Origin of the sequence: Dorea sp. 210702-DFI.3.125 (genome assembly GCF_020560945.1) — a bacterium.
GTDB classification, from domain to species: domain Bacteria; phylum Bacillota; class Clostridia; order Lachnospirales; family Lachnospiraceae; genus Dorea; species Dorea formicigenerans.
Genome location: NZ_JAJCNF010000003.1, coordinates 144,050 through 157,889, shown reverse-complemented (window position 1 = coordinate 157,889; position 13,840 = coordinate 144,050). Strand labels below are relative to the sequence as shown.

Genomic DNA, 13,840 nt, shown 5'->3' with positions numbered 1-13,840 from the left:
TATGTCATTGATTACATTAAAGAACGTCAAAAAAGAATATGGGAAAAATCAGGTTCTATTTGAAAATTTATCTTTAGAAATAGAAAAAGGCGAATTTGTGGGGCTTGTAGGGAAAAGCGGGGCAGGTAAAACGACACTTTTAAATATAATAGGATTGATTACTGATATATCCGAGGGAACAATCACTATTGATAGTCATAAAAATTTGTCCATGAACGGTAAAAATGCTATGATTTTGAGAAGATATACAATAGGCTATCTATTTCAAAATTATGGACTAATAGAAGATGAAAGCGTGTTGTGGAATTTAAAATTAGCTCTTGAATATAAAAAAGTAAAAAAAGAAGAAAAACTGAAACTAATCAATAAGTATTTAAAGCAATTTGAGCTAAGTGACATGCTTAACAAAAAAGTATATCAGTTAAGCGGTGGAGAGCAACAGCGAATTGCAATTATTAAATTGATTTTGCAAGGAAGTCAGATTATATTAGCTGATGAACCAACTTCTGGACTTGATAAAGAGAACGAATTGATAGTGATGAAACTTTTGAAAGAATTAAATGAAAAGGGCATTACTATAATCATGGTCACTCACAACATGAATTTGTGCGATTGTTTTTCCAGAGTTATAAATGTAGAAAACTTTAGATAGTTTGTTAAAGGGAGATACGCGGTTTTATTATACGTGCAATCTCCCTTTATATTTCGTCATATCAAGACTCATATTCAATTATGGTAAATTCGTGGTAAAACACTTATTTTTTCAAGTGATGAACAGCCCTTAAATGCTGTATTTATGCGGATAATCGGATTTTCTATATCAAGTTTTATCTAAATTTTCATAAGAACATCTTTTCCTGAAATACCTGGTTCTGTCATATGAATTGGATCAAGAATTCGACTCAGTTCCTCTTCATCCATAATATTTTCTTTCAAAATCAAGCTTCTTACAGATTCATTGGAATTAATTGCTTTTTTCGCAATGTCTGCTGTTTTTTCATAACCTACATGCGGACAAATCGCTGTAATGATTCCTACACTGTTTTCTACCAACTGACGACATCTTTCTTCATTGGCCGTAATTCCTACGATACAATTATCTACGAGTGTCTCAACTGCATAGCCAAGCGTATCGATAGACTGGAACATACAATAGAAAATGATCGGCTCAAATGCATTTAATTCTAACTGTCCTGCTTCGGCTGCCATTGTAATTGTCATATCATTTCCAATAATATTAAACGCTACCTGATTAACTACTTCCGGAATAACCGGATTTACTTTACCAGGCATAATAGAGGAACCATTCTGTTTTGCCGGAAGATTAATCTCTCCAAAACCAGCACGCGGACCGGATGACATAAGTCGAAGGTCATTAGACATTTTTGAAAGTGTTACGGCACATGCTTTCACTGCACCGGAAACAGCAACAAAGGAATCCAGATTCTGTGTTGCATCTATCAGATCAAATGCCTGTATAAACTCCATTCCTGAAATTTCTGAAAGGTTAGGAACAATTCTTCTCAAATAATTCTCATCTGCATTGATACCTGTTCCAATGGCGGTTCCTCCCATATTGAGAGTACGCATCTCATCCATTGCCTTGTCCATTCTGTGGATATCTCGCATGATCGCTACTGAATATGCTTTAAATTCCTGTCCCAGACGAATCGGCACTGCATCCTGCATCTGCGTACGTCCCATCTTGATTACATGATCAAACTCTTTCGCTTTTTCATTAAGCGCATCATAAAGACGCAGAAGTTGTTTCTTTAAATTCTGCAACAGATGAAGTGAAGTCATCTTTCCGGCAGTTGGTATGACATCATTTGTCGACTGGCCACAGTTCACATCATCGTTCGGATTTACAATTGTATAATCTCCTTTTTTTCCTCCAAGAATCTCAATTGCACGATTGGCAATGACTTCATTGGCATTCATATTTAAAGAAGTTCCTGCTCCCCCCTGTATAGGATCTACTATAAAATCATCATGAAATTTTCCTTCAATAATCTCATCACAAGCCTGTACAATAGCCTGTGCTTTTTTCTTCTCAAGAATACCGACTTCACAGTTTGTAATAGCTGACGCTTTTTTGATATATGCAAGACTGTTAATAATCTCCGGATGCATATTCAGACCTGTGATGTGAAAGTTTTCTGCTGCACGCAAAGTCTGCACTCCATAATATACCTCTTCCGGAATATCCTTTACCCCAATAGAATCTTTTTCTACACGATAATCCGTTTTTTTCATATCGTCCATAGTTACTCTCCTTTTACCATTCATTCTCCCAGCGAATCATTTTGGTTCGTTTCTTTTAGTTGTCCTTATTATATATACCTGCTATAATATAATCAAATACATATATTTTTATAGATTATATAGCTTAAAAGTTATATTTTCAAAGGGGGATAATATGTTTCAAGGAATGAAATATGTCTATGAAGTATATAAAGAAAAAAGTTTTTCAAAAGCTGCCGCCAGCCTTTTTATTTCGCAGCCTTCTTTAAGTGCAAATGTAAAACGAATAGAAAATCGCATCGGTTCTCCTATCTTTGACCGAAGCACAAAACCCTTACAACTGACAGAGGTCGGCGAACATTATATACAGGCCATTGAAAAAATTATGTATATTGAAAATAATCTGAAAAATTTTATTCGCGATTTAGGAGATTTAAAAACCGGAACACTCAACATAGGCGGAAGTAACTTTTTTTCTTCATGGGTACTTCCTTCTCTTATCGCTGATTTTTCCCAAAAATTTCCTAATATCCAGATTTCTCTCGTAGAGGAAAGCAGCGCGAATCTTTCTCTGCTCCTCCAAGCAGGAAAACTAGATTTAATGATCGATAACTGTATTTTAGATGAGCAGATTTTTGATCACTATGTTTATCAAAAAGAACATCTTTTACTTGCCGTTCCCAAAAGCTACTCCGTAAATACCCGACTGCAAGAATATCAGATTCCTATTGAGACCATTCATGACGGTAGTTTCCTTTCTCCGGAGGTTCTTTCCGTTCCACTAAACAGTTTTGCAAATGAGCCCTTTATTATTCTACGTTCAGATAACGATACCGGTAAGCGTGCTCTAACGATTTGCCAGGAAAACAACTTTACTCCGCATACAATTTTTCGACTAGATCAACAGATGACCGCCTATAATATCGCCTGTTCTGGAATGGGGATCACTTTTATCGGGGATCTCCTGCTCGCAAGCGCACCGGCAACTTCAGAACTTATTTTTTATAAACTTCCCGGCAAGAACTGTAATCGAAATGTATCATTTTACTGGAAAAAAGGACGCTACATCAGCAGAGCTATGGAAGAATTTCTAAAAATTGCTCTCCCTCAATAACACTGGAAATAGAATTTCCTATGAAATAATAAAATCAGGAGCACCCGCCTCACAGATGATCCTGATTTTATTATTATATTTTTACATTCTATATAGCAAGAAGATTCTTGATTGCTTCCATATAAATCAGAACAGCTTCTTCCATCTCGGATACAAGAATATATTCATCTGAACCATGGATACGATAATCTACTCCTAGTTTTTCCGGTCCAAATGCAATAATATTTTTCAATGTTTTTGCATAAGTTCCCCCACCAATTACCATTGGCTCATTTTCCGTATCTCCTGTCACATCAACATACGCTTTGTATAAGGCCTCTACCAGCGGTGACTCTCTTGGGAAAAACAATGGATTCCCGATACTGTTAATTTCAATTCGTCCATTTTCATCCTCTAATTTTCCTTCACACATACTGCGGATATCTTCCTCTTTAAATGTAACCGGAACACGGATATCAATTGTACAAGAGATCACACCATCTTCTGTTTTCACAATTCCGTTACAAAGTGTCAATTCTCCATATGCATCTTGGCATTTTAATCCAACTCCAACTCCATCACAAGAAGTTCCAATATGTGAATTATAGAATTTTACAAAGTCATCTTCGAATCCAACTTGCTCCAGACATTCAAATATCACGCCTGCTGCATTCACACCAAATGTCGGTGTACTTGCATGTGCCGGAACACCTTTCGCTTCAATATGGATTTCTCCATTCTCTTCTGTAACTTTATATTCCTGAAGTTTTGTGTTAGCAAAAGCGGCTTCCAATTTTTCTTTCAGACCATCTTCTGCCGGAATAACTGCTGTGCAGTTATCACATACTGCATTAGATACAAAACCACCATTCATAGCAATAATCTTTGTGTTCTTAGAATACACAGTCATACCCATATGACCTTTTTCTCCATGAATACATGGGAAACTTGCATCTGGAGTAAATCCACAGGATAACTCCTCAGCTACTTCATTATAATGCTGCATACATCTAGAACCTGTTTCCTCATTACATCCCATAATAAGACGAACACGTTTATTAAGTTTTACGCCTGAATCACGCAGTAATTTCATCGCATAAAGAGCTTCCATCACAGGTCCTTTGTCATCTGTAGTTCCACGTCCATACACATAATCACCTTTACGTGTCAATTCGAATGGATTATAGCTCCAATCTCCACCTACAGGTACAATATCAAGATGTCCGGCGATACCAACAATTTCGTCTCCTTCTCCCATCTCTGCATAACCACAATAATTGTCCAAATTCACTGTACGGAATCCCATCTCTTCCGCAATTTGAAGTCCTACGCTAAGTGCTTTAGCTGGTCCTTCTCCAAATGGCTTTCCTTCTTCCGGTGTGCCAAGCTGTGAATCAATTGCTACCAATCTTCCCAAATTAGCAACCATCTCTTCTGATAATGCATGAATCTTTTCTTTCATCTTAATTTATCCTCCAATTTTTTTATTATTATTGTTAAAATTTTTAATTCTATAACGTATATAATCCATGTAGGATCACGTAATAGTCCCCTCGCTCGTTGCATCGTCTTTACGCATCAAAATCGGCTTCAAATACTCCTTCCGGTGTGCGCATTGTCAAAATACCAAGATTAAAATCTTCATCTCGGATTGTAATATGATATTCAAAAACAACTTCCTCATCAAATTTAGACAATAACAAATACTCTCCATTTTCTTTTCTGGCCAACTATTATTATCCTATCATAACTTCCTGTAGAATACAATTTATATGCTACAGCGTTCTCACTTTTCTATTATATTAAAAACCCCAGAAGTGAACCGACCCCCAGAAGTTAGACCAAAAAATCTAACTATTGGGGGTCGGTTCACTAAGCGGTTATCTTTGATATCTTAATAGTAAAGCGGACTAACCGTCTATCAGTAGCACTCTTTTTCTATAATCATATTATCAAGTATCTGTGGAAATGTCAAAAAGTTCTTACCTTATTTCAAATAGCCCTGGCATGCCTATTTTCTCAGCTATTATATTTGCTTTTGAACTTGTGATGTTTGATAACAATTTTGTTGGCAAACTTTTCGATTTTTGCAATAACTCTCCCGTACTCATTTCCAAATTGAAAGCCCTTTTTATTGTTACCAATCCTTTTACTCCTTCTTTCGGCATTTTTATTAAATATAGATCACCATAGTCAACTCCTCTTACATCTTCTCCATCTATATCTTCGATTTCAAATCCTTTTTCCATCCATTTATTAAAATCCGGAATAATTTGATACGGACTTTCCAAATCATAATCACCCGCATCTACCAGATAAACGGTTTTCGCTTCTTTTTCCTGCTTCATCAGAAAGACCAGGTCACCACCATCATCTCCAACAGCAACGATATCTGGCTGATATATATTTACCTGCAAGTCTTTATTCATAGCATCTAATTCTTCAAGCGAATAGAATGTGCAGCCATTCTCTAAGCTCAGACCATCATATTTACATATGAACTCTTTATATACTGCTGGCAGTTTATATTTTTCTTCCTTTAATTCAAATGGTAAAGCCTTACTTTTTTGCAAATTATCAAACAACCTTTTCTCAAATCTTTTTCCGTCATTTACATACATTCTTCCTGATTTACTGAAAGATACTTCCGGTATCATTTCTGTCTTTATACTTAAATTTATAAACTTTGCAATCGGATCAAAATTAATTAAATTATGCGGTTCCGGAAAATTCTTCTCTATATTAAATTCTTCATATTCTTTTATAAAGCTCTTATGTTCGGGCATCTTAATCTTATCAAGTAATGGACTGCCTTCCAAAAACTTCATAGCTATATGATACAAACCATGTATAAATATTGCCACCATCTTTCCCAAAGTTTGAATGTCTTTATCCAGCCCATAAATGTGTTCATTAATCCACTTACATTTTCCCATAAGATCACACAATTCCTGTAATCCGCAATTAACTCCGTCCACATCTTTCTGATATAAATCATAGAAAAATTTTGCTAGTTTTAAATCAAATTGTGTCCGTTTTTTCTCCATAAATGTACTTAATTCTGCCTGCGCTTTCTTTCCCACCTCATCATCATGATATGTCATGGCATAAACCATATTATAATACGGAGCTGAATAACTGTAACTAGCAGGTCCTGCCTCAAACGGCATGATTTTTTCCAACAGCTTGTAATCATTACAAGAATAAGCAATCACAGCTTCGATGAAATTAATTGTCTGTGTTCCTCCGCTATTCGCTCTATTTCTATAAATGCAATTGAAACGATTTTCCTGATAAATCCCATTCAACATATAAGCCATATCACCGGTTATAAAAGCTTTATTTATTCCTGCAAACATAAGTCTATTGCTGCGCAGCAAATTAAAATACATATTCCAGAAGTATCCGTCTGCTTTTCCCAATTCGACTTTCTTTTTAAATTCAGCTATAGCCCTTTCAATATCACTCCAAAGTTCATCTTCACCAGACTCACCCATTATTTTTTCATATTTTTGTTGATAACTTTTTGCTGCCTTTACCATAACTTATCCCTTTCTCAATTCTACAACCCACAATTATCTGACATCTAATTATATTAAATTTCTTTTACCTCTTTTTGAGGAACGCAATTTAATTTTTTTACCATAAATTCAAATATTTCCGCTTCATATCCAGACGAATACAATAACTGAAAGTTATTACATCGATGAATAATAATATACTTTTGTGTATTTCCCCAAAATTCAACCTTAAAAGTTGCTGTCAATATTCCGTTAAAAAATATTCGTTTTATACCTTTTACTTTGAGAAAGTATTCGTTATTTTTTTCAAAAAAATCATACTCTAATGTATCATTGGCATTATGAGTTTTCAGTTGCCGAATTATTTCACTTTGAGACATTTCTGTTTCAAATATCAGATTCTGTCCTGCATTTATATATGTCCCGTTAGAATATTTCGTATATCTCTTCCAACGTGTTACGATAATTATCACCGAGCTAATCAACAATATACAAAAAAATATATAAAAAACAAGCGTACTGTTCATATTACTCCCTTTCCTCGATTTATTTTTGTAATATCAACTGCGTTTATTGATATAGCGATTTTCGTATTTTAATAATTTATAAATCAAGTTTATCTAATTACTATAATCGGAACTCTTCCTTCTGATTTTTAAACTATTATAAATTATCAATCTCAATATCGCACTGCATTTCTTTTGCTTCATTCATCGCCTCGCTTAAAACGGAAATCAAATCTCTTCCATCACTGGTAACAAAATAATTAGACAAATCTGTAATATCTGAACTAATATTATTTCCCCAAGGCGGTGTTAAACTTAAGTCTTCAGCATCCCATATTACATCAGAGGGCGGAAAATTTTTCAGTTCTTTTCTTACTTTACGCAATTCCTCTAGCCCTTCATTTAAATCTTGATTTTTTAAACATCCTTGATATAATTCTCCCATTAATTTGGGATAAACACGCCCCCATTTCCCATGTTCGAGCCGAATACATATCGTAGAAAAAAAAGAATGCAAAAAATCACTTGTTCCAACTTGAAACCAATAATAGCCTACTTTAAACCCTACCGCCATATCATCCCTCCACTATTTGCTATGCAATGCCACCGTTATCTGACTTTTTTTGTAAACTCACAATTTCGTTAAACCATTAAATCGTATTCTCTCGGGCTTTGAGCACCTATAGTTACAAATCGTAACTGCTCCTTTTTACTATAAGCATTTTTTAATATCATATATCCATTGATAGTTGTAGAAGCATATCTTTTCATAATTTTTCTTAAATCATTGAAGATTTCTTTGCTAATTTTATTGTCATACCATATTGTAGATACAGTTGTAGGCACAATTGTATTTTCATCATATAATCCGCCAAGATTAATAGAAACACTCGTTTCATTCAGATATTGAGATATATGTTTATATTTATCAAAGCATATTGATTTGTCATCTTTTATAACAAGATATTGATTTCCTATGTGACTTCCATTGAGAGAAATACCAAAATAAATAGTTTTAGTAATATCATCAATTTTATTCTCATTTCTACCACATTTATAATATTTAACTAAATTAAGTTCTTGAAATTCATAAAATACACTTTCTAAATCTTTTCTTGTTCCAAATACTCTAAAACTTCTTGAAGCCATTTGTTTTTCCCCTAAAGCCAAGTTTGCATTGCGTTTTTCTAAGTATACCATATTGCATAACAAAACTCTATTCTTACCTTTTTATACAACTCAAAACCCCAGAAGCCTAAGCCTCTGGGGTTTTGAGTTAATATTCTGATAACAAATCTCTTGTATATGCGCCAATCTCACGACTTCGTCGTTCGTTCGCGGGCATTCGTAAAATGCCCACTTCCAAGGCGAAAAAAAGAGACTTGCAAGCAAGCTTGCAGTCTCTTTTTTTCGCCTTGATTGGCGCTTTATTCATTGCTTTCGCGTATATTACTCGATGATTGTAGCAACACGTCCTGATCCTACAGTACGTCCACCTTCACGTTTGTGAGGTTCTTAAAATCTCATTATTTTCTGTGATTTTCGTGTCTTTATTGTCCTGTGTTATAGGATTTCTACGCTATATTTCTGTTCTCTTCATTTTTTAGTATCAAAACGGTATCACAGCCAGATTTTCATGAGCTGTCAACTTTCCGGTTGCAGATTCCCACCTTGACTGTTATAATCGAAACATGGGTGCTATCATAACGGTAGGCGGTTAGTCCTTCAGCAGAGGGACTGTGACCCTCTGATTACATAGAAACTCGAAAGAGAATCCACTGGAAAGGAGGGCTAAGCCATGAGTATTGTTGATTTTATAGCAGTAGTGAGCTTCGGCTTAACCTGCTTTGGTCTTGGATATACCTTTGGCAAGGATAATAATAAACCACAAAAATAGCCGCCCTGGTCTGGTAAACTAAGCGGCAATTTTTGTCAAAACATATATCGGACTAACCGTCTATCGGTAGCACTCTTTTTCTATAATCATATTAGCACGCATGTGTGAAAATGTCAAAAATTTTCTTCATTCTTGGTTATTAATCTCCTTGATCAACTGTACTGCCTTCTCTGCATCATCGGTTTTCACGAATATATCCACACCATATATTCCAAATCCAGGTGCCCCATGCATTGCAACATTCGCACCTGCTTCCTGCGAAAAAGCTGCTATTCCATTTTGCTTTAACATTTCTACAAGTTGTTCTGTCTCTACTATATTCTGTGCATTATAAATTTTTGTCCATTCTGCCTTAGATAGGGAAGTTTCCTTTTTCTCCGGAACATTTGACGAATTCTGGTTTCTTTTTCGATCAATAAATGCCAAGAGCCTAAGAACAATAAATGCCACAATAGTAATACCAATCAGAAATCCCACTGCTAATCGTGTTACCTGTGTTTCTGTAGCTCCCATTCTAAATAAACATATGCCATAGATGACTGTAAAAATTCCTGCACATATCACACTGGTGAAAAAATCGCGCCATATAGTAGCACTTTTGGGCAAACATTTATCCCATATTCCATTGTACACCATAATAGAAGCATACAGAATTCCTCCTACCAAAGCAGTTGCTGTCTCTCCTAAAACCAAGCGAATATCCACCGTTAATAACATCTGAATAATAATCGCTAACACACTAATCACAAACATTGATGCAAATGCAAGATTTCCAGCCTTTAATGCTTTTTGTTTCACCCATTCTTCATACACCGCCACTTTGTCCAGTGTTTCTTTCATCTCTTTATTCATAGTCTGGCTCCTTTCTCCATCCAGGAGCTCTCTTATCTCAACATCGTAATACTCAGCAAGTTGAACAAGTATACTGAGATCTGGCATATTTATTCCTGTTTCCCATCTGGAAACTGTTCTTGCAGATACCTCAAACTTCTCGGCAAGCTGCTCTTGCGTAAGATTCTTTTCTTTACGACATTGCTTTAAAAAAGCTCCAATCTTTTTTGTATCCATGTCTCTACCTCTCTTCCACTTACAGCTTACCAATATATAGCAAAATTACCACGACATAAAACGAGAATCCGCTAATTTTCAATCGGACATCATATGTCTAAAACAAATAAACGGTATTTTCACCCGAAAACATTCTATTTTTCTATAAATTAACTTTCTCTTTTATGTCTATCTATAAGCAACAGAATAAACATAACAAACCATATCGCCCATGCAATTAAACAACCAGTTCCTATATACCAAATATCTATAATCATTCCAGCAATAAAAGGAAGTGACATAAGCATCATTCTCTTCCCATATGCCTTACACATAGCATTTTCATCATATTTTTTTCGTTCTTCTGCAGATTTCATATTATAACCAGACAAGAAGTTGGATGCTTGTCCTTTTGACCTATAAAACCATATTCCAAATAAAAGCATAATTACTGCCATTGCAAAATCAAAAATAATATAAATATAGAACATATAATGCTTCCTTTCAGTCGATTCCACAAACTTGAAGTTATTGATCTTCTGAATCCAATCCAAGTTCTTTCAGCTCTTTTTCGTTTTGGATATCTTCAACAGTTTTCTTTCCAGTGATTGCACTGTAGGCTTCTTTGATGCCATTTTTCACTGCCCATTTGATAACGAAATACAGCGCAATCAAAATAACAATTGCGGTTCCTCCACTTATACCTAATTCATTCCACATAATTCAATCCTCCAAATTCCGATTTACCTTCACTTTATTTTACCATAGTGCTTTCTAAAGTGCTATTCTAATATATACAAAAGTGTAAAAGAACGATCTCACACATATACCATGTTTTTCAATATAATCTCTTCTGCACTGGCTTTTATATTATTCATTAACCTAACCCACTTCATCTGATCCTGTGCCTTTAATTCTTCAGTTACACCCTGTTTTTCTGTCATCTGTTCCATAAGCGTTTCCACCTGTTCTCTGACTTCCTGATCGATCTGATTCAGATGTTCATTCAATTTTCCGGTCAATAACATGTATTGATATCTTGCTGATCTGTGTTCTTTTAAGAACTGCTTTCGTAACATTCCATATTTTCCATATGTAGGTTCTTCTTCTCTTAAAACCAGATCCGGCAAATAGTAATCTCCATGCAACGTATAGCTCATTCCATTTTTCTCATCATAAATCTGTTTTTTCATAGTCTAAATCTCCAATCCTTTGTATTTTGTTTTATTTTTCTTACGTTGTTGGTTTTCAATCTGGCTCTTTTGAGTTGCCCATTCCAACTGTTTCAGAACGCTTCCCTTTGGCATTTGCTCCATTCGCCGTTTTTCTTCCAGTGCCCTTTGTTCTTTAATGTCCTGCTGCACCACATCCTCTACAGTTTCCATTCCCAGAATACGCACCACTCTGTCATATCTGTCCGAAATCTCTTGTAAACGTTGATTATCATTTGATAATTTTCCATTTTCTTTACGCACATCATCTAACTGCGTTTGGATATCATCACATTTCTCCGTAGATTTTTGATATTTGTTTTTCCAGCTTTCTATCGTTTTGTTAAGTTCTACAACCTTTCCAGCTAATGCAGCAATCTGATTCTTCATCTTGATAAACAATGGCTTGATTTTATTTTCTCTGTAAGGTACTGCACGTTCAAATGTTCCTGCCTCCGGTAAAAACGTCTTAATCATTCCATATTCTTTTATTTCTTTACTGGCATTATCCATAATCGGCTGCAGCACATCTCGACGCTCTTCCAGACTTTTTACTTCTTTTTCTGCGTCCTCTGCCCTTTGTTCTGCTTCTTGTTTCTCCCTGCTTGCCTGTTCCTTATCGTCTTTTAAAATCTGGATATCTGCTCTGAATTCCGCAATTTGTGCTGTCAGTTCTTCGTTTTCTGCAGTTAGATACTCTTTCTCCTGCTCCAGCTCCTGTACTTCCTTTTTTCGCTCTTTCTTCTTGAAGTTATAAACATCCAAATGTTCCTCATGAGTACCTTTCTGTTCCCATTCAATGCCATGCTGTTTTGCAATCTCTGCCAGGACCTTTTTTTCATGGTTCATCCACTGGTTCAACTCTGTATCATGCTTATTTCCACCTTGAAATCCAAGACTTTTTAATGCCTGTTTCAACGAAACTCTGGTGTCCATTCCTTTTCCTTTCCAATCAGTCACATAAGGAATAAAATCAATATGTAAATGTGGAGTAGACTCATCCTGATGTAGATAACACCCAAATACCCGTAACGTTGCATTCCGCTTCTGGAAGTCCTTTACATATTCATCCAGTATTTTTACAGCCAGATCTCCTTCTGCTGTTCCGACAGCCATATCTTCTCGATTTCCAATTTGAAAAATTACTTCGTGGAACAACTTCTCTTGTTTTCCCTGCCGGATTTTTTCATAGTAATTTGTAATCTGTCTATCTTTTCTTTTCCCGATATTATATCGTTCTACAGCTTCATCAAACAGTTCTTTATAAACTTCTTTTAAATTCTCATTCTGATAGCAAATATTTAGTTGCACTCTGTCTGAATCAACATTTTCTGCTATAAATTCCCTTCTGTTATGAGCCAGAGAACCTGTCCCGATCATACCACTAATTGTTCGTTTCAGCGTCATGTTCGTCACCCCACTTTCTAAAACCAGTGCCAGACATGGCACATAAATTTGTATCTTTACCAGCTATAGTATAAAAAGAAATCTTCGCCGGATACGGCGGTTTTGTTACTTTTGTCAAAAGTAACGCAAAAGCACTTTCGACAGCCGTTCCGTCCATCAAAAGTACCCTTGCGCCCTGCCGGGGGCTATTTTATCTCTTTCGTTACTCTCTCGACTAAATTATTCCGGTATTCTTGCCTGCACATATTCCAGATCTCCACAGTATGGCGTTCCAACCAGATACCATTCTCTTGCTGGATTCATCTCCATTCTTGTCCTTACCCACTTATCATCGACCAGCACCTCAAGACCTTCTCCACAGTGAAATCCCGTATCAATCCATAAGTCCGAGGCTAATAACCCATATTTGTCATTGCTACTGTTATATCCTAATATTCCCTGCTTCATCGAATCGTTCTCCCTTCTTCACAACTATCAAATTTACAGCAACCTCACCGTCCAGCCTCAGCTTTCCGTATGCGCCTTACCAACTTTCTTCTTGTTTACTTCTCACAGGGGCGTGACACGCTCCTGTAAAAAGGTAATCAACACGAACTGTTACCATCGAAAGCTCTCTTGCATTCCTTTTCTGTCCAGATACTCCTGCCGGAACTTTTCCCGTTCTTCTTCTGTTGGCGCAGTTTTGAATTTACTGTATGCCTCACGATTTACCATTGCATCCAGCTTTTTTTCCAGACCTTTTCTTATATCATCTGCTTCCTGTTCCTGATCCAGTAAATGATATTTTATAATCTTTCCAAATAACTCCTCTGGAATCATAACGTTTTTCAAGTTCTCACCTTCTTACAATTTATGTAAGGACGCAACACTGCAATGTCTTTACAGATTGCAACCTTGCATTTTAATTCCGCATT

Annotated in this window: 16 protein-coding genes; 2 read left to right on the top strand and 14 right to left on the bottom strand. The window is 35.9% G+C overall.

Going from position 1 to position 13,840, the window contains the following annotated elements; genetic code table 11:
- Position 1: 1 nt before the first annotated feature.
- Complete coding sequence (locus LI164_RS02850; RefSeq protein ID WP_009243732.1) at positions 2-652, top strand: ATP-binding cassette domain-containing protein; 651 nt, start codon at positions 2-4, stop codon at positions 650-652.
- Between the two features lie 179 nt (positions 653-831).
- Here LI164_RS02850 and LI164_RS02845 read toward each other — a convergent pair whose 3' ends face one another.
- Positions 832-2,265 (bottom strand): aspartate ammonia-lyase, encoded by a 1,434-nt coding sequence (locus LI164_RS02845; RefSeq protein WP_040015375.1) that lies wholly within the window; start codon positions 2,263-2,265, stop codon positions 832-834.
- Positions 2,266-2,419: 154 nt separating this feature from the next.
- Between LI164_RS02845 and LI164_RS02840 the strand changes: the two genes are divergently transcribed.
- On the top strand, positions 2,420-3,358 hold the full coding sequence (locus LI164_RS02840) for a LysR family transcriptional regulator (RefSeq protein ID WP_227086712.1): 939 nt from the start codon (positions 2,420-2,422) through the stop codon (positions 3,356-3,358).
- An 88-nt stretch (positions 3,359-3,446) separates the two neighbouring features.
- On the opposite strand, the gene LI164_RS02835 is transcribed toward LI164_RS02840, so the two are convergent.
- The 13 genes from LI164_RS02835 to LI164_RS02775 all read right to left on the bottom strand — a co-directional run bounded on the left by LI164_RS02835 (position 3,447) and on the right by LI164_RS02775 (position 13,757).
- Positions 3,447-4,799, bottom strand: a complete 1,353-nt coding sequence (locus LI164_RS02835; RefSeq protein ID WP_005331938.1) for a M20 family metallopeptidase — start codon at positions 4,797-4,799, stop codon at positions 3,447-3,449.
- Positions 4,800-4,908: 109 nt separating this feature from the next.
- On the bottom strand, positions 4,909-5,067 hold the full coding sequence (locus LI164_RS02830; RefSeq protein ID WP_005331936.1) for a hypothetical protein: 159 nt from the start codon (positions 5,065-5,067) through the stop codon (positions 4,909-4,911).
- Between the two features lie 252 nt (positions 5,068-5,319).
- A complete protein-coding gene (locus tag LI164_RS02825; protein ID WP_215683683.1) occupies positions 5,320-6,879 on the bottom strand; it encodes an SMI1/KNR4 family protein in 1,560 nt (519 codons plus the stop codon).
- A 53-nt stretch (positions 6,880-6,932) separates the two neighbouring features.
- Positions 6,933-7,385 carry a hypothetical protein gene (locus LI164_RS02820; protein WP_005331933.1) on the bottom strand — a complete coding sequence of 151 codons (453 nt, stop codon included), beginning with the start codon at positions 7,383-7,385 and terminating at the stop codon, positions 6,933-6,935.
- A 136-nt stretch (positions 7,386-7,521) separates the two neighbouring features.
- Positions 7,522-7,938, bottom strand: a complete 417-nt coding sequence (locus tag LI164_RS02815; protein ID WP_005331932.1) for an immunity 70 family protein — start codon at positions 7,936-7,938, stop codon at positions 7,522-7,524.
- Between the two features lie 68 nt (positions 7,939-8,006).
- The gene (locus tag LI164_RS02810) at positions 8,007-8,564 is read right to left on the bottom strand and encodes a hypothetical protein (RefSeq protein WP_005331930.1); all 558 of its coding nucleotides are present in this window, start codon (positions 8,562-8,564) and stop codon (positions 8,007-8,009) included.
- 823 nt (positions 8,565-9,387) lie between these two features.
- Positions 9,388-10,329, bottom strand: a complete 942-nt coding sequence (locus LI164_RS02805) for a helix-turn-helix domain-containing protein (RefSeq protein ID WP_227086711.1) — start codon at positions 10,327-10,329, stop codon at positions 9,388-9,390.
- Positions 10,330-10,478: 149 nt separating this feature from the next.
- Complete coding sequence (locus LI164_RS02800) at positions 10,479-10,799, bottom strand: DUF3784 domain-containing protein (protein ID WP_008373534.1); 321 nt, start codon at positions 10,797-10,799, stop codon at positions 10,479-10,481.
- 37 nt (positions 10,800-10,836) lie between these two features.
- A complete protein-coding gene (locus tag LI164_RS02795) occupies positions 10,837-11,028 on the bottom strand; it encodes a DUF6019 family protein (RefSeq protein ID WP_008373533.1) in 192 nt (63 codons plus the stop codon).
- A 98-nt stretch (positions 11,029-11,126) separates the two neighbouring features.
- Positions 11,127-11,501, bottom strand: a complete 375-nt coding sequence (locus LI164_RS02790; protein WP_117754057.1) for a TnpV protein — start codon at positions 11,499-11,501, stop codon at positions 11,127-11,129.
- Positions 11,502-11,504: 3 nt separating this feature from the next.
- Positions 11,505-12,926, bottom strand: coding sequence for a plasmid recombination protein (locus LI164_RS02785; RefSeq protein ID WP_118224604.1), 1,422 nt, complete (start codon positions 12,924-12,926; stop codon positions 11,505-11,507).
- Positions 12,927-13,145: 219 nt separating this feature from the next.
- Positions 13,146-13,373, bottom strand: a complete 228-nt coding sequence (locus tag LI164_RS02780; RefSeq protein WP_227086710.1) for a DUF5348 domain-containing protein — start codon at positions 13,371-13,373, stop codon at positions 13,146-13,148.
- 150 nt (positions 13,374-13,523) lie between these two features.
- Entirely contained in the window at positions 13,524-13,757 is a 234-nt protein-coding gene (locus LI164_RS02775) for a complexin-2 (protein ID WP_330384890.1), read from the bottom strand.
- Positions 13,758-13,840: the final 83 nt, after the last annotated feature.

Excerpts from the sequence above, each read along its gene's own strand:
- LI164_RS02840 (WP_227086712.1), top strand. The coding sequence starts at position 2,420 with ATGTTTCAAGGAATGAAATATGTCTATGAAGTATATAAAGAAAAAAGT.
- LI164_RS02835 (WP_005331938.1), bottom strand. The coding sequence starts at position 4,799 with ATGAAAGAAAAGATTCATGCATTATCAGAAGAGATGGTTGCTAATTTG.
- LI164_RS02795 (WP_008373533.1), bottom strand. The coding sequence starts at position 11,028 with ATGTGGAATGAATTAGGTATAAGTGGAGGAACCGCAATTGTTATTTTG.
- LI164_RS02845 (WP_040015375.1), bottom strand. The coding sequence starts at position 2,265 with ATGGACGATATGAAAAAAACGGATTATCGTGTAGAAAAAGATTCTATT.
- LI164_RS02785 (WP_118224604.1), bottom strand. The coding sequence starts at position 12,926 with ATGACGCTGAAACGAACAATTAGTGGTATGATCGGGACAGGTTCTCTG.
- LI164_RS02820 (WP_005331933.1), bottom strand. The coding sequence starts at position 7,385 with ATGAACAGTACGCTTGTTTTTTATATATTTTTTTGTATATTGTTGATT.
- LI164_RS02780 (WP_227086710.1), bottom strand. The coding sequence starts at position 13,373 with ATGAAGCAGGGAATATTAGGATATAACAGTAGCAATGACAAATATGGG.
- LI164_RS02805 (WP_227086711.1), bottom strand. The coding sequence starts at position 10,329 with ATGGATACAAAAAAGATTGGAGCTTTTTTAAAGCAATGTCGTAAAGAA.
- LI164_RS02810 (WP_005331930.1), bottom strand. The coding sequence starts at position 8,564 with ATGGTATACTTAGAAAAACGCAATGCAAACTTGGCTTTAGGGGAAAAA.
- LI164_RS02850 (WP_009243732.1), top strand. The coding sequence starts at position 2 with ATGTCATTGATTACATTAAAGAACGTCAAAAAAGAATATGGGAAAAAT.
- LI164_RS02815 (WP_005331932.1), bottom strand. The coding sequence starts at position 7,938 with ATGGCGGTAGGGTTTAAAGTAGGCTATTATTGGTTTCAAGTTGGAACA.
- LI164_RS02790 (WP_117754057.1), bottom strand. The coding sequence starts at position 11,501 with ATGAAAAAACAGATTTATGATGAGAAAAATGGAATGAGCTATACGTTG.
- LI164_RS02800 (WP_008373534.1), bottom strand. The coding sequence starts at position 10,799 with ATGTTCTATATTTATATTATTTTTGATTTTGCAATGGCAGTAATTATG.
- LI164_RS02825 (WP_215683683.1), bottom strand. The coding sequence starts at position 6,879 with ATGGTAAAGGCAGCAAAAAGTTATCAACAAAAATATGAAAAAATAATG.